The 18,264-nt window shown below is 62.2% G+C and carries 16 protein-coding genes; 5 read left to right on the top strand and 11 right to left on the bottom strand.

Features of this window, described 5'->3' with window-relative positions; genetic code table 11:
* Positions 1 to 31: 31 nt before the first annotated feature.
* The 5 genes from CJ178_RS27815 to CJ178_RS27795 are packed head-to-tail and all read right to left on the bottom strand — an operon-like array spanning position 32 to position 4,966.
* Complete coding sequence (locus CJ178_RS27815) at positions 32 to 1,060, bottom strand: ABC transporter substrate-binding protein (RefSeq protein ID WP_095888461.1); 1,029 nt, start codon at positions 1,058 to 1,060, stop codon at positions 32 to 34.
* The gene (locus CJ178_RS27810) at positions 1,057 to 1,905 is read right to left on the bottom strand and encodes an ABC transporter ATP-binding protein (protein ID WP_179300852.1); all 849 of its coding nucleotides are present in this window, start codon (positions 1,903 to 1,905) and stop codon (positions 1,057 to 1,059) included. The genes CJ178_RS27815 and CJ178_RS27810 overlap by 4 nt, the downstream gene beginning before the upstream one ends.
* Positions 1,906 to 1,947: 42 nt before the next feature.
* The gene (fepG, locus tag CJ178_RS27805; protein ID WP_095888460.1) at positions 1,948 to 2,997 is read right to left on the bottom strand and encodes an iron-enterobactin ABC transporter permease; all 1,050 of its coding nucleotides are present in this window, start codon (positions 2,995 to 2,997) and stop codon (positions 1,948 to 1,950) included.
* Entirely contained in the window at positions 2,994 to 4,076 is a 1,083-nt protein-coding gene (locus CJ178_RS27800; protein ID WP_045069828.1) for a Fe(3+)-siderophore ABC transporter permease, read from the bottom strand. Before CJ178_RS27800 ends, fepG begins: the two co-directional genes overlap by 4 nt.
* 2 nt (positions 4,077 to 4,078) lie before the next feature.
* Positions 4,079 to 4,966: a siderophore-interacting protein gene (locus tag CJ178_RS27795; RefSeq protein WP_257013478.1), complete on the bottom strand. Its 888-nt coding sequence runs from the start codon at positions 4,964 to 4,966 to the stop codon at positions 4,079 to 4,081.
* 224 nt (positions 4,967 to 5,190) lie between these two features.
* Between CJ178_RS27795 and CJ178_RS27790 the strand changes: the two genes are divergently transcribed.
* The 3 genes from CJ178_RS27790 to CJ178_RS27780 are packed head-to-tail and all read left to right on the top strand — an operon-like array spanning position 5,191 to position 9,099.
* Positions 5,191 to 6,852 carry an ABC transporter transmembrane domain-containing protein gene (locus CJ178_RS27790; RefSeq protein ID WP_257013477.1) on the top strand — a complete coding sequence of 554 codons (1,662 nt, stop codon included), beginning with the start codon at positions 5,191 to 5,193 and terminating at the stop codon, positions 6,850 to 6,852.
* On the top strand, positions 6,849 to 8,606 hold the full coding sequence (locus CJ178_RS27785) for an ABC transporter ATP-binding protein (RefSeq protein ID WP_095888457.1): 1,758 nt from the start codon (positions 6,849 to 6,851) through the stop codon (positions 8,604 to 8,606). Before CJ178_RS27790 ends, CJ178_RS27785 begins: the two co-directional genes overlap by 4 nt.
* A 25-nt stretch (positions 8,607 to 8,631) precedes the next feature.
* Positions 8,632 to 9,099 carry an SRPBCC family protein gene (locus CJ178_RS27780; protein WP_033234272.1) on the top strand — a complete coding sequence of 156 codons (468 nt, stop codon included), beginning with the start codon at positions 8,632 to 8,634 and terminating at the stop codon, positions 9,097 to 9,099.
* Between the two features lie 23 nt (positions 9,100 to 9,122).
* On the opposite strand, the gene CJ178_RS27775 is transcribed toward CJ178_RS27780, so the two are convergent.
* Positions 9,123 to 9,947: an AraC family transcriptional regulator gene (locus CJ178_RS27775; protein WP_033234271.1), complete on the bottom strand. Its 825-nt coding sequence runs from the start codon at positions 9,945 to 9,947 to the stop codon at positions 9,123 to 9,125.
* Between the two features lie 153 nt (positions 9,948 to 10,100).
* Here CJ178_RS27775 and CJ178_RS27770 point away from each other — a divergent pair, with 153 nt between their 5' ends.
* A complete protein-coding gene (locus CJ178_RS27770) occupies positions 10,101 to 11,588 on the top strand; it encodes an acetyl-CoA acetyltransferase (protein WP_095888456.1) in 1,488 nt (495 codons plus the stop codon).
* Between the two features lie 47 nt (positions 11,589 to 11,635).
* On the opposite strand, the gene CJ178_RS27765 is transcribed toward CJ178_RS27770, so the two are convergent.
* On the bottom strand, positions 11,636 to 11,839 hold the full coding sequence (locus CJ178_RS27765; RefSeq protein ID WP_095888455.1) for a hypothetical protein: 204 nt from the start codon (positions 11,837 to 11,839) through the stop codon (positions 11,636 to 11,638).
* Between the two features lie 196 nt (positions 11,840 to 12,035).
* On the opposite strand from CJ178_RS27765, the gene CJ178_RS27760 reads away from it, so the two are divergent.
* Positions 12,036 to 13,406, top strand: a complete 1,371-nt coding sequence (locus CJ178_RS27760) for an HNH endonuclease signature motif containing protein (RefSeq protein WP_095888454.1) — start codon at positions 12,036 to 12,038, stop codon at positions 13,404 to 13,406.
* Between the two features lie 194 nt (positions 13,407 to 13,600).
* Here CJ178_RS27760 and CJ178_RS27755 read toward each other — a convergent pair whose 3' ends face one another.
* From CJ178_RS27755 to CJ178_RS27740, 4 genes are read right to left on the bottom strand one after another with little or no spacing between them, the layout of a single operon-like run.
* The gene (locus CJ178_RS27755) at positions 13,601 to 15,409 is read right to left on the bottom strand and encodes an ABC-F family ATP-binding cassette domain-containing protein (RefSeq protein WP_033234268.1); all 1,809 of its coding nucleotides are present in this window, start codon (positions 15,407 to 15,409) and stop codon (positions 13,601 to 13,603) included.
* Positions 15,409 to 16,344: a 4-(cytidine 5'-diphospho)-2-C-methyl-D-erythritol kinase gene (locus tag CJ178_RS27750; protein WP_095888453.1), complete on the bottom strand. Its 936-nt coding sequence runs from the start codon at positions 16,342 to 16,344 to the stop codon at positions 15,409 to 15,411. The genes CJ178_RS27755 and CJ178_RS27750 overlap by 1 nt, the downstream gene beginning before the upstream one ends.
* Before the next feature lie 58 nt (positions 16,345 to 16,402).
* Positions 16,403 to 17,179 (bottom strand): ABC transporter permease, encoded by a 777-nt coding sequence (locus CJ178_RS27745; RefSeq protein ID WP_033234266.1) that lies wholly within the window; start codon positions 17,177 to 17,179, stop codon positions 16,403 to 16,405.
* A gap of 26 nt (positions 17,180 to 17,205) precedes the next feature.
* Positions 17,206 to 18,192, bottom strand: coding sequence for an ABC transporter ATP-binding protein (locus CJ178_RS27740; RefSeq protein WP_233363407.1), 987 nt, complete (start codon positions 18,190 to 18,192; stop codon positions 17,206 to 17,208).
* Between the last annotated feature and the right edge of the window lie 72 nt (positions 18,193 to 18,264).

The following is an 18,264-nucleotide window of genomic DNA, read 5'->3' as shown; positions in this document are numbered from 1 at the left end:
ATCGTGGTTGTGCATATCTCGGGCGCCGGGGTCAGAAGCGTCCGGCAGCATCCGCCAGAACGTCGAGGAAGATCGCCGATGTGAGCGCGAATCCCTGGTTGTATCGTGCGTCCGTCGTGATCACATTGCCCGCTTGCACGACGGGTAACCGCTGCCACGTCGGCTGCGTCTTGATGACGTCAAGCGCTTCCTGGTTTCTGGCCTGGGCGATGATCACGTCGGCCGGCGCCAGAACATCGAGTTGCTCGAACGACACCTCGAACGAGTTCTCGGAATTGTTGTCGTCACGGAAGAGAACATCGAGTCCGGCGTCCAGTGCCACGCTGATCCGCAGATTTCGCTGGTGTACAACAAAACCCGTCGGCGTCTGGACGCCGAAGACCAGCTTCTTCCCGCCGAGCTTGTCCTGCAACAACGGACGCAACTCGGCGAGCTTGCGCTCGTACTCGGCGATAGATGCCTCGGCGATGGCAACGCGATCGAGTTGACGCGCTTGCGCCAGCAATGCACCTCGCCAATCAACCGGATGTCCCGCAATCGGTTCGATATCGTCTCCGACCACCAAGAGCGGTGCAATGGACGCCAAGCGTTCGCTGCCGTACCAGTCGCTCGAGTATCCGATATGAGTCATCACGATCAGATCGGGATCGAGGCCGAGTACCGCCTCGAAGTTCGTCGAGAAATCGCCGGCAACGTTGACGAAGCTCGCGTCCTCGATAGCGCGTCCGGGGAATTGAAACCCGGCGCTTTCATCGGGGAACCAGAAATTGCCCGACCCCACGATCGGGTAGTCCATCATCATCGCGAACTCGAGATCGACCCGGCCGTCGAGAACCACTACACGCTTGGGGCTGCGCGGAACGTCGCCGCTGAACTCCGCCCACGTGTACGGAACAGTGTCCCCGACCGCCTCGGATTCCGCATCCGAGGTTCCGCAGGCGCTCAGTGCGAGTCCCGCTGCCACACCTGCTGCGCCACCGAAGAATTGACGTCGCGAGATGCGGTCGACTATCTGCGCCCACTCGAAATCGGTGACCTGCGTGTCCAAAAGGAGTGTCATACCTTCACTCCTTCGATGCGTCGTTGCCGCTCCCGTCCCAGCGGGATGACCAGTGGCGTATGGGAAACCGGATCGTCGATGATGCGGCACGCCATGCCGAACACCTCCTGCACCAGTTCTTCCGTGATGATCTCGGCCGGTGGGCCTTCGGCTACAACCGCGCCGTCTTTCATGGCGATGATGTGAGTTCCGTAGCGACACGCGTGATTCAGATCGTGAAGCACTGCTACCAATGTGTGACCGTCGTTCTCGTTCAGGTCTCGGCACAGCTCCAACAATTCGATCTGATGCGCGATATCGAGGAAAGTAGTCGGCTCGTCCAGCAACACCAGTGGCGTCTGCTGCGCGAGAACCATGGCAACCCACACTCGTTGACGCTGCCCGCCTGACAGTTCGTCGACGAGTCGGGCGGACAAGTCCGTTACCTTCGTGGCCTCCATAGCAGTGATGACTGCTGCCTCATCCTCGCGCGACCACTGCCGAATCAGTTTCTGATGCGGATACCGGCCGCGCGCAACAAGATCGGCGACCTTGATGCCGTCGGGTGCGATCGACGTCTGCGGTAGCAGCCCGAGCCGACGAGCAACTTCCTTGGCTGGATACGACGTGATCGCCTTGCCGTCGAGCAGGACAGTGCCGGTGCTGGGCTTGAGCAAGCGCGAGAGCGCCCGCAGAAGCGTCGATTTGCCGCAGGCATTCGGCCCGACGATGACGGTGAAGCCGCCGTCGGGGATGTCGACGTTGAGGTTCTGCGAGATGACCCGCTTGTCGTACCCGATCGTGACGCCCTCGGCGCGCAGCCGATTTGTCTTCTGCCCGCTGGTTTCGTTCACGCTCTTCCTCATTCCTACGCCGGTCACTGCTTGCGGGGATCGCATGGGCGGGGCTCACTGCTTGCGGGCCTCACGTGCGAGGAGCCAGACGAAATAGATACCGCCGATGGACACTGTCACAACTCCGACAGGCAACTGTGTCGGGGCAAAAGCTCGCTGTGCGACCCAGTCACTGATCATCAGCAGCGCCCCACCCATTGCGGCAGAAGGCAAGAGCGTCACACCCGCACTGCCGGTCAGTCGCCGCACCAATTGTGGTGCGGCAAGGGAGACAAACCCGATGGGACCGGCCGCCGCCGTCACCATCGCAGTGAGCGCAACACCGAGAACCACCAACGACAGCCTTGTGGGTTCAGCTCGAACCCCGAGTGCCTTGGCCGCGTCGTCACCCATCTCGAGCATCTGCATCCGCCTGCCCAGTACCAAGATCAGCGGAACCAGCACAACCAGGACTACGACAACCGGCCACACCTGGGTCCATCCCAGTCCGTTCAACGAACCGGCTCCCCACACGGCGGCAGCCATCGCGTCGTCGAGTTCGGCCTTGAGAATCAACCAGGTGTTGACCGATCCCAGCATCGCGCTGATCGCGATTCCCACGATGATCAAACGGAAACCTTGCACACCGCGTTTGTACGCGAGCAGGTATACAACTGCCGCGGTGGCGATTCCGCCGACCAGCGCGCCCACCGCGATCTCGTAGTACGTTCCGCCTACCAGCAGAATGACAACAAGCGCGCCGGTGTATGCACCGGAATTGAAGCCGATGATGTCGGGGCTGCCCAACGGATTTCGCGTGAGCGACTGAAAGATCGCACCGCTCATACCCAACGCCGCACCGAGCATCAATGCCAACAACACCCGTGGCAGACGCCATTCCACGACAACCATGTGGATGCGCGCCGGTGCCTCACCGAACAATGCGCCAAGGACATCGGTGATCGGCACCTGATAGTCGCCACTGCCCAGGGCGATAACGCCGATCCCCAACCCGATGACAACAAGTACGACGCACACGGTGACGTTGCGGACGTCGACCCGAGCCGACCAGCCATCCTTGGGTGAGCGCACCACCGTTGTGGGGCGCCCGAAGTCGATACTCACAGGCCGCTCACCTTGCTTCGGCGCACCAGCAGGATCAGTACCGGAGCACCGATGAAGGCCGTGACGATGCCAACTTGAAGTTCACCGGGGCGCAGCACGATTCGTCCGACCACATCGGAGGCAAGGAGCAGGATCGGCGCGCATACCATCGTGTACGGAAGAATCCAGCGTTGATCCGGTCCGACGAACCAGCGGGCAACGTGTGGAACCATCAGTCCGACAAACCCGATGGGACCAGCAGCTGCAGTGGCCGCGCCGCACAACAGGGTCACGGCAACAACCCCGATCACACGGGTACGGGTGATGTTGGCACCGAGGGAACGCGCCAGATCGTCACCGAGAGCGACGGCGTTGAGTTGCCGCGCGAGAGCCAGCGCCAGTACGAGCCCGATCAGGATGAACGGTGTCACAGCCAGCACGATGTCCAAGGATCGACCGCTGAGAGAACCTGCGTTCCACTGACGCATCTGGTCGAATGCCGTCGGGTTGAGCAAGGTGATTCCGGACGAGATGCCGCCGAGCACCGATCCGATTGCCACGCCGGCAAGGGTGAGCCGGATCGGAGTGGCGCCGCCTCGTCCGATCGAGCCCAATGTGTACACGATGACGGTCGCGATCACCGCGCCGATGAACGCGAACCAGATGTACGACCAGATGCTGGTCAGCCCGAACACCGCGACCGCAACCACCATCGCAAATCCCGCACCGGCATTGACACCCAGAATTCCAGGGTCCGCCAATGGGTTTCGAGTCATCGCCTGAATCAGTGCACCGGCTACGCCTAACGCCATGCCCACCAGCAGGCCCAGCAGTGTGCGAGGCAATCGCAGATCACGAATGATCACGTGATCGTTGGAATCGTCATAGTTGATCAACGCGTCGACGACGGTCCCGAACGGAATGGTCTTCGATCCGACAGCGATACTCACGAGCACAACACATCCGAGAACTGCCAGGCAGACAACAAGCCCCAAGGTTCGACGCGAATTCGTTTCGACAAGTCCGGCCGGTTGCTTCTGTTTCTCCGCCAGCGATTCGTCGATCAGTTCCGCAGTCTTCTCGCTCTCGTTGACTGCGATAGTCACAAGCCCGCGCTCTCGAGCGTCTTCTCGACTTCGTCACGAATTTCCTCTTCGTCACGATCGGATTGCCACGCCGCATCCAACTGCGCCCGAATCCTCTCGTCGAGCGCTTCGTATTTCGCATTCCATACTTCGGCCTTGTACGTCCAGTAGCCGATCACCTTGTACTGCTCTGCCGGCAACTTCAGTTCATGTCGGAGATACTTGCGGATGTCACGCAGCATCGTGCTTTCCCCTGCCACCCAGACGTATCCGGGGTCGGTGGGCAGATTCAGTGCACGCACCGCGTCCGGTAGTTTCGACGGCGCAATGCCATTGCCACTGCCCACTAACCAGATGAATTCGACATCCACGGCCGACTCGATCTGCTGCTTGTGCGACTCGTCCACCACCTCGACTATCGCCTTGGCCGACATGCCCGCAGGCAACTCTTCGATCAGGCCGCCCAATGCCGGGAGTCCGGTTGCGTCGGCAACAAACACCTGCCAGGACGCACCGACCGGTGGCTCGTACAGACCGCGGGACTCGCCGATCGCCAGCGCGTCACCAATCGCGGCGTTCTGCGCCCAATCGCTGGCTATCCCACCGTCGTGAACCACGAAATCGACAGTCATACGGCTGGTTTCGGAATCGAACCGTCGCACCGTGTAAGGCTGGCACGGCGAAGCTTCCTCCCCTTCCGGGTATCGCCATCCGCGTGGCGCGTGCGGATCTTCTTCCGGCAGAACGAACTTACCCGTTGCGGGAACCGGGAAATGGAGGCGGAGATACTCGTCACCGACACCTGTTGATCGGAACGTGGTCAAGCCCTCCCCACCGAACACGATCCGGACCATTCCCGGGGTCACGTACTCCTTGAAGAGCACCTCGCCGAACACAAGACTCACGACAATCTCCAACATCGGTGAAACACGAAACGCACAACAACCGCACAAAGGTAAGGCAGACCTTAATTTATTGCAGAGCCGAGGCCACGTCGACAAATTCTCCGTCACAACGGGGTCAACTAGTATCGCAATTCGGCCAGTGCGCCCTATATGGCCTGTTCACGACAAGTTTTGGCATCGGCGTGACTTCATAACAAGCGCTGTCGATCCCTAGCGTGGACCGAGTGTCATCAACGCCGCTTCATCCGAGTAACGATACCGACGGTCCGCTGCTGCCTCAGGCGATCACGCCACGTCAGGTGATCACGCGTGCCATCGCAGCCGAAGGGCGCGGGCCGAAGCTGGCCGCCGCGTCAGTAGGCTTCACCGGGCACCAGGTGGCCGAAGCTCTGGTCCCGGTCGTGATCGGTGCGGTCATCGACCGCGCTGTGGCAACCAGCGACGCTGCGGCGCTCGGCAAGTGGATTCTGGTTCTCGGCATCCTGTTCACAGGCCTGCTGCTCAGCTGGAGAATTGCCGCTCGTATCGCAGACTCGGTCGCCGAGTACGGCGCTCACCGACTTCGGATGGACATCGCCAGACGCGGCCTCGATCCACACGGCATGAATCCGCGCAGGATGCCCGGTGAGGTCTATTCGATCGCCACCTCCGACGCCGGTTCCGTGGCCGGATTCACCCACACTCTCAGCACCAAACTCGGCGCTGCCTGCGGAGTGCTGACCGCAGCAATCTCGTTACTGGTCATCTCAGTGCCGCTCGGACTTCTTGTCATCCTCAGCACTCCCCCGGTGCTAGCACTGATGCAGGTCGTGAGCCGCCCACTCGAACGTCGAGCCGAAACGGATCAGTGGCAGGGCGCGCGCGCCGGGGCACTCGCTGCCGACTTGCTGGCGGGTCTACGCATTCTTTCCGGCATCGGTGCCGGAGACGCTGCGGCGCAGCGCTATCGAGGTGCCAGCCGGACATCGCTTGATGCCACCTTGCGCGCCCAGCGTTACCAAGCGATGTACTCGGCAGCCAACGTCGCCATCGCGGGCGCTTACCTTGCCGTCATCGCATACGTCGGCGGCAGAATGGCAGCGTCCGGCAGCATTTCGATCGGCGAGTTCATTGCGGTGGTGGGGTTGGCGCAGTTCCTTCGCGGACCGCTGATCGACATCATCTATTTCGGCGCCGGACTGGCCCGTGCCCGAGCGTCCGCGAATCGTGTTGCGGCGCTTATCGGGACGAGCCGCGCCGTCGCCCCCGCAAGCGATCCGGTAGCACTGAATCATTCGGAGTCTCTGACACTTCGTGACGTTGTCCTGGCCGGTTCGGCGCCGGTCGATCTGGATGTCAAGCGCGGCGAGATCGTCGGTATCACCTGCGACAACACGGCCTGGGTCGATGCTTTCATGGACGTGCTGGCGCGCCGGAAAGATCCCATCGAAGGATCAATTCATCTGGGTGACAACGCTATCCACGAACTGGATATCGACGAACTTCGCACACACATCCTTGCTGCGCCGCATGACTCCGCGCTTTTCATCGGCACTGTCGGTGAGAACATCCATGCCCTGGCTCCGGTCGGCCACCGAACCGACTTCGCCATCTCCGCCGCCGCCGCAGATCAAGTGATCGATGCTCTCCCGAAGGGCCTTGCCACCGCCGTCACCGAGCAGGGCAACTCACTGTCCGGCGGCCAACGTCAACGAGTTGCGCTCGCGCGCGCGTTGGCGAGCGAAGTGCCGGTACTGGTACTGCACGATCCGACCACTGCCGTCGACTCCGTCACTGAAGCGCGCATTGCCCGCGGGATATCCGAGGTTCGCAGTGCTCACGCGACAATTCTTCTCACCAGCAGCCCCGCGCTGCTCGATATCTGCGATCGGGTGATCGAACTGTGAACGACCTACTCCCCACCGCAACTCCCAAACAGGCTCGTACCGAGGCACTTCGGTTGCTGCGTCCGCACCGCCTCGCCGCGAGCGGTGCGGTGGTCACCTTGACCGCAGCCACGGCAATCGGCCTTCTCACCCCGCTGATTCTGGGCGAGATGGTAGACACCGTCACGTCTGGTGGAGCCGACATCGTCTCCCGCATCGGAACATTGACCGGGGCCTTGGTTGCCGTTGCCGTTCTGTCCTCGCTGCTGGTCGGTGCCAGCGAATATCTTCTGGCCGGGGTCGGGGAACGCGTCGTAGCGGACCTTCGCGAAGAAGTAGTCGTCCGAGTGCTCGACCTCCCCCAGAGCGATGTCGAGCGCGCCGGGCGGGGCGACCTCGTCTCCCGCATCACCGGTGACGTCCGCCTGGTAACGCAAGCCGTGTCACAGGCGTTGCCGGTGTTTGCCACCGCTGCGCTCACCATTGCGTTGACTCTTGTCGGGTTGGGCGCACTCGATTGGCGATTTGCGGTTGCTGCAGTGATTGCCGCACCGATCCAGGTACGCGCCCTGCGCTGGTACCTCACACAGTCAGCCCCCGTCTACCGACAAGAACGTGAGGCGGAAGGCGCCCGCGCACAACAGCTCCTCGACTCACTGAGTAATTCCGACACCGTCGGATCCCTACGGTTGGCGAAGCCACATCTGGAGCAGATCGAATCCCGTTCACTGACCGCGGTACAGCTCAGCCTGAAGACAACACGACTACGGACCAGGTTTTTCGGTCGTCTCAACATCGCCGAGTTCATCGGGCTCTCAGCAGTTCTGATCACGGGATTCTGGCTCGTGAAGAACGGGCATGCCACCATCGGAGCCGCCACCGCAGCGGCCCTGTTCTTCCATCGGTTGTTCGACCCCGTCGGAGCCGTTCTCAGTGTCTTCGACGAACTACAAGAGGGCACAATCGCTCTGGCTCGCCTTGTCGGCGTCACCCTGGCACCGGTACCTCCGCTTCCGGCCGATCCCCGTGAACCCGTCGACAGCTCCGCGTCGCTCGAGGACGTGACCTTCTCCTACCGCCCGGGCGACGCCCCCGTGTTGCGCGATATCGACATCACCATTCCGGCCGGTACCGTCACCGCGCTCGTGGGAGCCACCGGCGCCGGAAAGTCCACGGTGGCAAAACTTCTCGCCGGCACCTACGGGCCCACCGAGGGCTCCGTGCGAATCGGCACCGTTCCCCGAGATCAACTCTCGCGGAGCACCGCTCGGAGCGCCGTTGCGTTGGTTACCCAGGAAGTGCACGTCTTTGCAGGCACGTTGGCCGAGGATCTGCGTCTGGCCGCCCCGGCAGCAACCGACGCCGACATCGCCTCCGCCCTCGATACCGTCGGCGCCTCGGACTGGGCCGGAGCACTGCCCGAAGGCATCGAGACAGTAGTCGGTGACGGCGGGCATCGCCTCACTGCGACCCAGGCGCAACAGCTTGCACTCGCACGGATCGAACTCCTGAATCCACCCCTGCTGATTCTGGACGAGGCAACGGCAGAAGCCGGCAGCGCCGGCGCCCGCATACTCGACGACGCCGCTCTCGCGCTGACCCGTGGGCGCACCTCGATCACTGTGGCCCACCGGCTCTCACAGGCTGTCGACGCCGACAACATTCTTGTCATGGATGGCGGACGCGTCGTGGAACAGGGTTCCCACGACGAGTTGGTCAACCTCGGCGGCCGGTACGCGCAACTGTGGGAGGCATGGTCGACATCGCGGCGTTGAGAGCCTGTGGCTCTAGAATCGGACTATGGACAGGATCGACCGCGCCAGCCTGGTGATCGAGGCACCACCGACGGTCGTCTACGACGCCCTCCTCGACCGAGAGTCTCTCGAGGCTTGGTTGCCACCGGACGGTATGCGCGGGCGGATCGAGCTGTGGGATCCGCGGCCAGGTGGCGGGTTTCGAATGGTTCTCACCTATCTGGACTCCACCGACAGCCCTGGCAAGACGTCAGCCGCGACGGATGTCGTCGATGTCGGATTCGCCGAACTGGTGCCGCCGGAGCGTGTGGTGCAGCGGGCGGTGTTCGAGTCCGACGACCCGTCGTATGCCGGAACCATGACGATGACCTGGCACCTCGCTGCCGCTGTTAGCGGGACCGAGGTGACCGTCACAGCCACGGATGTGCCACCCGGCATCGATCAAGCGGTACACGAGACGGGGATCGCCTCCTCGTTGGCTAACCTGGCATCGTACGTCGAAGGGCGCGGCTGATTCAGATCAGCGGCGACCGCAGATCAGGCGCGCAGAAGCTCCTGCGGTGCATGAGAGCCACGATTCGGGTGCTTCATCATGGCGCCCGGGGTCCGGCCGGTGACCCTGCGGAAGACCGCGACAAACGCGCTCGGGGTTTCGTATCCCACGCGTCGACTGACCACTGAAACCGGAACCCCGGCTGCGAGATAGGTCAGTGCCGCTCGTACGCGCACCTGAATTCTCCACTGGGCAAAGGTCATTCCCGTTCCCTGGGTGAAGACGCGGGTCAACGTTCGGACGCTCCCGCCGGCAGTCAGTGCCCATTCGGACAGTGACCGCTGATCCGCTGGATTAGCGACCAGTGCTTGGGCGACGAACAACGCTCGCGGATCCGTCGGCATCGGAACCTCGACAGCGGCAACCTCGAGCGGTTGCAGCATGTCGAACGCCACACGCTCGGCACGACTGCGAGCCTCGTCCGGCATGTTGCGACGATGCATGTGCAGCAGAACCTCCCGCAACAAGGCACTCACCCCGAAGAGCCCGGGCACTGTGGCGGGCGCAGCGTGCGCCTCAGGGCGGAAGTAGGTGCAGAAAAACTCGGTACCCGGACCTGCCTTGACCGAATGCAGCACTCCGGCCGGCAGCCACAGGCCCGCCGACGGCGGCACCTCCCACGTGATGCCATCGGCAACAACGGTGAGCATTCCGCCAGAGTTACCCCAGATCAGCTCATGTTCCGGGTGTCGGTGCGCCGCCCACTGGCGCTGATGCGACAACTTCAATGTCACGGTGGTCATCGAATACGGATCGTCGATGACCCGAGGCCCCACGGGCACCAACATTCTCTCCGCAACAGCTGTCATGCAAACGAGTATAGGACTTTCGTTAGGCATACCTAAATAGTAATCCGAAAGTTTCTGAATGTGACCCCCTGGTTACACGTACTTATCGCAGCGCTATCGTGGCGGAACTCCCGACGTCGGGCACACACGAGAACTGGCTGAAAGAGGAACACGATGGTTGACGCATCACGGATTCCCGTCATCGTCGGCGTAGGGGATCTGCGATGGAATCCGGATGACGGGCACCTCGAACCGCTCGACTTGATCTACAAAGCGACAATTGCCGCCCTCACAGACAGTGGAGAGCCCTCGTTCAGTAGCCACATCGACACGATCTACGCGATCAAGACCGTCAGTTGGGCATACGACAACCTCCCCGAACTTCTGGCCACCAGACTTGGCGCCACCCCCGCGATCACCACCACCTCACCGATCGGTGGGCACTGGCCTGCAGCACTTCTCGATCGAATCGGCGCTGCCATTGCAGACGGCACATCCTCCGTCGCGCTGCTCGTGGGCGGTGAATCACACGCCACCACAACCGCACTGCGAAAATCGGGCGTCGCTCCCGATTCTCTCGGGTGGGCCACCGAACCCGGCGGACCTCCCGGCTTCGATCCCGCCGATCTGGGCGGCGCCGAGATGCAGCGCGCGGGATTCATCGTGCCCACCCGCGTCTACCCACTGTTCGAGAACAGTTTCAGCGCATCGATCGGCCACGACGCCCAAGCATCCCTGGACTGGTCAGCGCAGATGTATGCCGAGTTCTCAACTATCGCCGCGAAGAACTCGGCGTCGTGGACATCGGAAGTACGTACCGCAGAAGAGATCAGGACCGTCGGGCCGGGAAACCGGATGGTGTCCGAACCCTATCCTTTGATGCTCAACGCCATGCCCTTCGTGAATCAGGCTGCTGCCGTGGTGATCTGCTCCCTGGCGAGGGCCCTCGAATTCGGCATCGACCAAGACAGGCTCGTCTATCTGTGGGGCGGAGCCGGGGCCGTTGATCCGCTGGACATATTGCACAGAAATAACTTTCACAGATCCGAAGCCTTGCAGGATACCGTGGACCGCACACTCGGCAACGCCGGAGTAAGCGCCGAAGCCCTCGATATCGTGGACGCCTACAGTTGTTTTCCGATCGTGCCGAAGCTGTTGATTCACGAACTCGGACTGCCGGGTGACACGGTCCCCAGCGTCACCGGTGGCCACTCGTTCTTCGGCGGACCGCTCAACAGTTACACCCTCCATTCCTTGACCGAGGTGACGCGCCGACTCCGATCAGGCGACCAACTCGCCTTGGTTCACGGCAACGGCGGATTTCTCACTTACCAACATGCCGTACTGCTCTCCGCGTCCGCACATGAACGCGGATATGTCGGAGATCCCCAGGCCCGCACCCTCACACCCCATGCACCCGACCTGGTCACCGGCTATGTCGGAAGTGCCAAGATCGTCACCGCCACAGTCGAATACAACAGAATGGGCGAACCGGAAACCGGGTTCGTCATCGCTACGACGCCGGACGGCCGACGTCTCGCCGGCCACACCGGCCCCGAGAACGCCGCCGAGTTGACTCAACTCAGCGGCACCAATCCCCCAGCGGTGGATCGTCACGTTCACATCAGCGACGAGAACGGTCGACTCACCCTGAAGTTCTAGCCGCAGTCGGGTTGCCTTCGCGTTCGCGCCACCCTAGTCGAAGAACCTCACGGAAGAGGATCGGCAACCAGCCACGCCACCATGCCTCCAACATTCCACAGTGAGTCCGGGTTGTTGAGCGCCGCCATATACGTAGCCCCAGCTTGTTCGCCCGCGATCTCGCCACTTTCGCCTGACATTGTAGGAATGCGTTTGCTTTCCGCTGCCACGGCGATGCCTGCTCTCTCGACAACTTCATCTCCCACCGCCATCGCACGGCAACCTCGACTGCTTCGCTGATCGCCACGATCAGTTCCGAGACCGGGTTATCAATCTTTCTGTCCAGTAACATCATTCGGTGGAATCATGATCGCGACGACCTCTTCAACTTTGGTCGAAATGTGTCCGAAATATCCCTTGAATCGAAAATGTGTTCGAGTATACTGAGTCAAGGGTGGGGAGGCCTTGATGACTACGGTGAGCGATTTTGTTTCGGTGGAGGATGTTGTAGCCGGTTCGGCTGCGGGTGTGCGTGGCAGGTTGTGGCGGCTACGACCGGCCGAGGTTCGAGACGTTGCCGTGAGTGCGTCTGCGGAAATCCTTCGGCTGGAGGCGATTCGGGTTGCCGCCGTCGACGAGTTGGCACTCAATTCGGACGAGCAGGTGCTCTGCTACCGCGGTGTGGGTCGGTGGTTGGCGGCGAACACGATGCTGCAGAACGCGGCCGGAAACAAGATCGCCGCCCTCGGTGCCGCACTGCGGGTATTCCCGGATATAACTGCCCAATTCGAGGCCGGCGACCTCTCGCTCGATCATGCGGCAATAGTTGCCGCGTTCTGCGAATCACCACCAAAAGGAATGCCGGAGAACGCTCTACCGTCCTGCATGGCAACCCTTCTCGCTGCCGCATCCGGTGTGGAAGCGACCACCATCAAACTCCGCTACGCGATTGCGGTTCTGGAGCGGATTTTCGAGTCCGACGACACGCCACCCGGTGAGGACGATGACCTCAACGTCTTGCGGATTTCGCCGACGCTCAACGGGCGCGTGGCGATCAAGGGTGATTTCGACGCGCTCACTGGTGAAATGTTGTTGTCGGCTCTCTCGGGGTTGTCGATGCCGAAACCAGCAGCGGACGGAACCCCGGATCAGCGGTCGGCAGCCAAACGCACCGCCGACGCGTTCACGGAACTGATTCGCCGGTACCTCGACAATGCCATGACCGGGGTGGACGGCGGTCAGCGTCCGCATGTGAACGTGCACATCACCGCGAAAGATCTTGCTGAGCATCGGGAATGCGCGACCATGCGCAGCAATGCCGCGTCGGATGATGGCGAGTTCTACGGCAGTGCATTCGATGACGACGAGCCTGATTTCGAAGATCTTGACGTCGGATACATGCCCTGGATGGGACCACTCAGCGTTAGCCTCACCCGGATGCTCGCCTGCGATTGCATGCTCTCGACCGTGTTGATGGACGGCAATGGCGCACCGTTGGATGCGACTCCACATAAGCGTCTCGTCACAGCAGAACAACGAACGGCGCTGATCGCTCGGGACAAAGGCTGCGCCTTCCCCAACTGCGATGCCGTACCCGCTTGGTGCGACGCCCACCATATAAAACCCTGGTCAGTGGGCGGTCCGACGGTGATGGACAACCTCACCCTCCTCTGCCGTAGCCACCACCGATTGATCCACAGCACCAGCGGGTTCCGCGGGATCTGGGAAATCAAGATGGGTTCCGATCACAAACCGTGGTTCATCCCACCAGCTGCGATCGACCCGAAACAACGACGCCGACGCTCCACCACCCGTCAAGGCCCAGTGCACCGAGACTGAAACCGGCGCTGCCAGAACTGAATACCGTGTGAGAGCTTCGCATCACCAGCTAGCCGGTGCGAAGCCCACACGCATGCGCGGGTTCAAAGATCAGCGTTCCGGATCAGTGCCTATTCACGCAAAAACCCGGCATCGCAAGAAAACTCACGACACCGGGTTCGCGGGTGAATCACCGCCGATGTGGCAGATGCCCTCTAACCGTCAAGCTCCTCGAACAACTCCATCCACTGCTCTTCAGCAGCTTCCTTGTCCGCGAGAACAGTCTTGAGTTCAGCGCCGAGGCTCTGCAACTTGTCGGGGTCAGTGGCCGCATCGGCCAGCGACGCATGCAGCTTCTTCTCCCGATCGTCCAGCTTGGCGATGGAACGCTCGAGCTTCGAAAGTTCCTTACGTGCAGCGCGATCCGCTGCCCCGTCACGAACCTGCTTACTCTTGGTCGCGCCGCTGGCCGTTGACGCCACAGACGGGTTGTCACCGTCGCCCATCGCCGCCCGTCGACGCAGGTAGTCCTCGATACCGAGGGGCAGGTTGGTGAGCTTGCCGTCACCGAAGAGCGCCCAGGTGGTGTCGCAGATACGTTCGATCAGGTAACGGTCGTGCGAGATGACGACCATCGTCCCGGCCCAGCCGTCGAGCAGATCCTCGAGTTGCTGGAGCGTATCGATGTCGAGGTCGTTAGTGGGCTCGTCGAGGAGCAGCACGTTGGGCTCTGCCATGAGAACTCGCGTCAACTGCAAGCGTCGACGCTCACCACCGGAGAGATCCCCCACCGGTGTCCGCTGACGTGCCGGCGTGAAGCCCAGACGTTCCGCCAACTGACCGGCAGAAACTTCCTTGTCTCCCAAGGTGATTCGTTCAGCCACATCCTTGACCGCGTCGAGCACCCGCATATCGGTGGGCAGATCGTCGAGTTCCTGCTTGAGCCAACCGATATGCACGGTCTGGCCCTGAATACGCCGTCCCGCAGCAGGTTCCAGCTCACCGGCGAGCGTGCGCAGCAACGTCGTCTTGCCGGATCCGTTGACTCCGACGAGGCCGACGCGCTCTCCGGGAGCAAGACGCCACGTCAGATCTTCGACCAGAACGCGGCCGTCCGGAGTCTCGAGGCGAGCGTCTTCGAGTTCGATGACAACCTTGCCGAGTCGACGCTGCGCGAACGACGCCAATGCGACGGCGTCACGAGGTGCCGGGACATCGGCGATCAACGCTTCGGCGGCCTCGATGCGGTACTTCGGCTTGGACGTTCGGGCCGGCGCACCGCGGCGCAGCCACGCCAATTCCTTGCGCGCGAGGTTGCGTCGACGCTCCTCGGAAGCGTCGGCCTGACGTGAGCGCTCGGCGCGGGCGAATACCCAGTCGTTGTAGCCACCCTCGTAGCTTTCGACGCCGCCGCCGACAACTTCCCAGGTTCGCGTGGCGACAGTGTCGAGGAACCAACGATCGTGGGTCACGACCACCAGGGCGCTACGACGCGATACGAGGTGCTCGGCCAGCCACTGCACGCCCTCGACGTCGAGGTGGTTGGTGGGCTCGTCGAGTACCAGCAGGTCCAGATCCTGAACGAGGGCCGCGGCCAGTGCGACGCGTCGACGCTCACCACCGGAAAGTCCGTCGACCTGCGCGTCCAATGCGGAACGCTCGCCGCCGGCGCCGAGGTTGTCGATTCCGATTCCGGAGAGAACGGAGCGGATCCGGGCATTGCCTGCCCATTCATGCTGAGCGACACCCAGCGGACCCAGAACGATATCGCCGACAGTGGATCCGGGAGGCAGCACACCGCGCTGCGTCACGACCGCCATCCGCAGTCCACCGACGCGGCTGACCCGACCCGAATCAGGTTCCTCGACGCCCGCGAGGACTTCGAGCATGGTTGTCTTGCCGCCACCGTTGAGGCCGACGACGCCGATACGCTCGCCCTCCTCGACGCCCATCGACACCCCGTCGAGCAACGGCTTGACGCCGAACGACTTCGACACGTTTTCCAGATTGATCAAGTTAGCCATCAGTGCTGTCCCTTTGCCGCTTTGTCGAGTATTCGTGCTCCGGGAACGGGTCCGCTCGCCACGCGAACGGTGCGGCACACCCCCGCTCCCGCAAGTTCAGCGCTGAAATCCACGGCAGACTGTGCGTCGCTGCAGAGGAAAGCGCAGGTCGGTCCTGACCCGGAGACGATGCCGGCCAGAGCGCCGGCGTCGACGCCTGCGCGCAGTGTCCGGCGCAGCGCCGGATTGAGAGACAACGCCGCCGCCTGCAGATCGTTTCCGAGTAGTGGCGCCAGTTGTCGCGGATCGCCGGTGGTGAGGGCGTGGATCAGATCGTCCGCGTCACCGAGTCGGTTCGGGGTGCCTTCGGCTCGCAGCTTGTCGAGTTCGCGGAAAACGACCGGTGTGCTCAGCCCGCCCTTGGCCAGCGCCAGCACCCAGTGAAAAGTGTTTCGAGTCAGCACGGGCACAAGCTGCTCGCCGCGCCCGGTTCCCAGCGCGGTGCCGCCATGCAGCGAGAACGGGACATCGCTACCCAGCTTCGCGGCAAAGCCGTCCAGTTCACGCCGCGAGAGATCCAATTTCCAGTACGCATTGAGCGCAACCAACGTCGCCGCTGCGTCCGCGCTGCCACCGGCCATACCGCCGGCGACGGGGATTCCCTTGTCGATGAGAATCTCGACGTCCGTCTCCACTCCGGCTTCGGCCGACAGCAGCTCTGCAGCCTTCCAGACAAGGTTGGTCCGGTCCGTGGGCACGGCGGCGGCGTCATCGCCGACAACACTGACGGACAAACCGTCGGCGGCCGACACCGTCACCGTGTCTGCCAGCGACAATGCCTGGAATACGGTGGTCAGATCGTGATAGCCGTCGTCGCGCAGGTCCCCTACAGCCAGATGCAGATTCACCTTGGACGGGGCCCGGACTACTACAGGGCGTGGAACGACGGAGAGCACAAGGTACAACAATAGGCGCTGCGAACACCTGGGCGAAAACCTGCAACCGGCTGACGCCTCATTTGACGGCTCGGACACCTACTCCAAGCCCGACAACTGCCACACTCACGGCGGCGACAATTCCGGCCAGAACGCTGCCCGCCGCGAAGTCCCCGGCAAATAGTGCACGCTCCGCATCCACGACATATCCCAGCGGGTTGATATTCACGAGTACCTTCATCCAACCCGGTGCATCGTCGAGCGGAAGCATGGTCCCCGAGAGAATCAGGAGCGGGAACATCAGCGTTTGCTGCACCACCCAGAACATCCAATCCTGCTCCCGCACAGCCAGAGCCAAAGCATAGGACAGGGCCCCGAGCCCGACGCCGAATACTCCGAGCAGAACAATCCCGACTGCCGCGCCGGCAGCATTCACGTCCAATCCGAGTGGTAACGCCACGAGAATGATCAGAATCGCCTGCGCCGCAAGTGGAACCATCTCCTTGCATGCCCGACCGATCAACAACGACGAGCGTCGTAGCGGCGTCACCAACATTCTCTCGTGCGATCCCTGCTGCATTTCGATCAGGAGGTTCGAGCCTGTCATCGTCGTGCCGAAGATCGCGATCATCACCAGCACGCCGGGGATGAACCAATTCCACACGCCGTCACCGGTGCCCGGGACGCCTTTGAGCAGCGGACCGAACAATGCGAGCAGAATCAGTGGCTGAATGAGACTGAAGACAACACTGACCGGGTCACGCAACATCGGACGCAGTTCACGCCCCATCACTATCGCGCTGTCGCGAACGATGTTGCCGCGCACAGCGCGTGGGGTATCGAGTGTGAGTGTCATGGCAAAGTCCTACTTTCTCGAGTGCTCTAGGAAGCGACTGCGGCAGCGCTCTCGCGCAGGCTGCGTCCGGTCAGGGTGAGGAAGACGTCGTCGAGCGTCGGGCGGGTGATGTCGGCGGCCAGAGCGCGGGCACCCCGCGCATCCGCTTCGCGCAGAAGCACCGGGAGCGTCGAATCACCCTCGCTCGCACGAATACTCACCATGAGTCCGTCGACGGCAGTCTCCCGCACCGTGACAAGTTGCTGCGCCACCGACGCCGCAACTGCGGCAGCCTCTTCGGTCTCGAACGTCAGCGACAGATGATCGCCCGCAAGGTCCGCCTTCAGCGCGGCGGCCGTGTTGTCGGCGATCACGGTCCCCTCGTCGATGACGATGACTCGCTCCGCCATCGAATCCGCTTCTTCGAGATAGTGCGTCGTCAACACGATTGTCGTGCCCATCTCGCGCCGCAACCGGAGTATGTGATCCCACAAATTGGCCCGACTCTGCGGGTCCATGCCCGTCGTGGGCTCGTCGAGAAACAGTAGCGGTGGCCGATGTACCAGGCCGAGTGCAATATCGAGCCGTCGGCGCTGACCTCCTGACAGCGTGCTGACCTTGCGAGTTCCGAGATCCGCGAGTTCCAGATCGGTGAGAAGTTCGTCAGCCCGACCCTGTGAATCCGGCTTGGACATTCCGTAACACAGTCCCTGCGTCACCAATTCGTCGCGAACCCGCTGGTTGTGGCCGGCGCCATTGCCCTGTCCGACGTATCCGAGACGCGAACGCACCTCGCTTCGCGCATCGGACACATCAAAGCCAGCGATGCGCGCACTGCCTGAGGTCGGTTCGAGCAAAGTAGTCAACATGCGCAACGTCGTCGACTTGCCGGCGCCGTTCGGCCCCAACAGGGCTACCAACTCCCCCTCCGCAACATCGAGCGTCACGCCTTTGACCGCTTCGACAAGGTTCTTCCCCTGCGAGAAGTGCTTGGTGAGCGACTTCGTCTCGATCATCGGACTGCTGTGATTCATGATTGAGCCCCACATTTCTTCTCGATTTCCCGGATGCGGATAAACCTAGAATCAATTGAGGACCGTTACAGT

The organism is Rhodococcus sp. ACPA4 (assembly GCF_002300185.1).
GTDB lineage: Bacteria > Actinomycetota > Actinomycetes > Mycobacteriales > Mycobacteriaceae > Rhodococcus_F > Rhodococcus_F globerula.
The sequence above is the reverse complement of the archived record's forward strand: the minus strand, read 5'-3'. Positions and strand labels throughout refer to the sequence as shown.

What these genes read in the sequence shown, in the direction of transcription:
- CJ178_RS27815 (WP_095888461.1), bottom strand. Translation starts at nt 1,060, where the DNA reads ATGACACTCCTTTTGGACACGCAGGTCACCGATTTCGAGTGGGCGCAG.
- CJ178_RS27810 (WP_179300852.1), bottom strand. Translation starts at nt 1,905, where the DNA reads ATGAGGAAGAGCGTGAACGAAACCAGCGGGCAGAAGACAAATCGGCTG.
- CJ178_RS27780 (WP_033234272.1), top strand. Translation starts at nt 8,632, where the DNA reads ATGGACAGGATCGACCGCGCCAGCCTGGTGATCGAGGCACCACCGACG.
- CJ178_RS27775 (WP_033234271.1), bottom strand. Translation starts at nt 9,947, where the DNA reads ATGACAGCTGTTGCGGAGAGAATGTTGGTGCCCGTGGGGCCTCGGGTC.
- CJ178_RS27770 (WP_095888456.1), top strand. Translation starts at nt 10,101, where the DNA reads ATGGTTGACGCATCACGGATTCCCGTCATCGTCGGCGTAGGGGATCTG.
- CJ178_RS27765 (WP_095888455.1), bottom strand. Translation starts at nt 11,839, where the DNA reads ATGGCGGTGGGAGATGAAGTTGTCGAGAGAGCAGGCATCGCCGTGGCA.
- CJ178_RS27760 (WP_095888454.1), top strand. Translation starts at nt 12,036, where the DNA reads ATGACTACGGTGAGCGATTTTGTTTCGGTGGAGGATGTTGTAGCCGGT.
- CJ178_RS27755 (WP_033234268.1), bottom strand. Translation starts at nt 15,409, where the DNA reads ATGGCTAACTTGATCAATCTGGAAAACGTGTCGAAGTCGTTCGGCGTC.
- CJ178_RS27745 (WP_033234266.1), bottom strand. Translation starts at nt 17,179, where the DNA reads ATGACACTCACACTCGATACCCCACGCGCTGTGCGCGGCAACATCGTT.
- CJ178_RS27740 (WP_233363407.1), bottom strand. Translation starts at nt 18,192, where the DNA reads ATGAATCACAGCAGTCCGATGATCGAGACGAAGTCGCTCACCAAGCAC.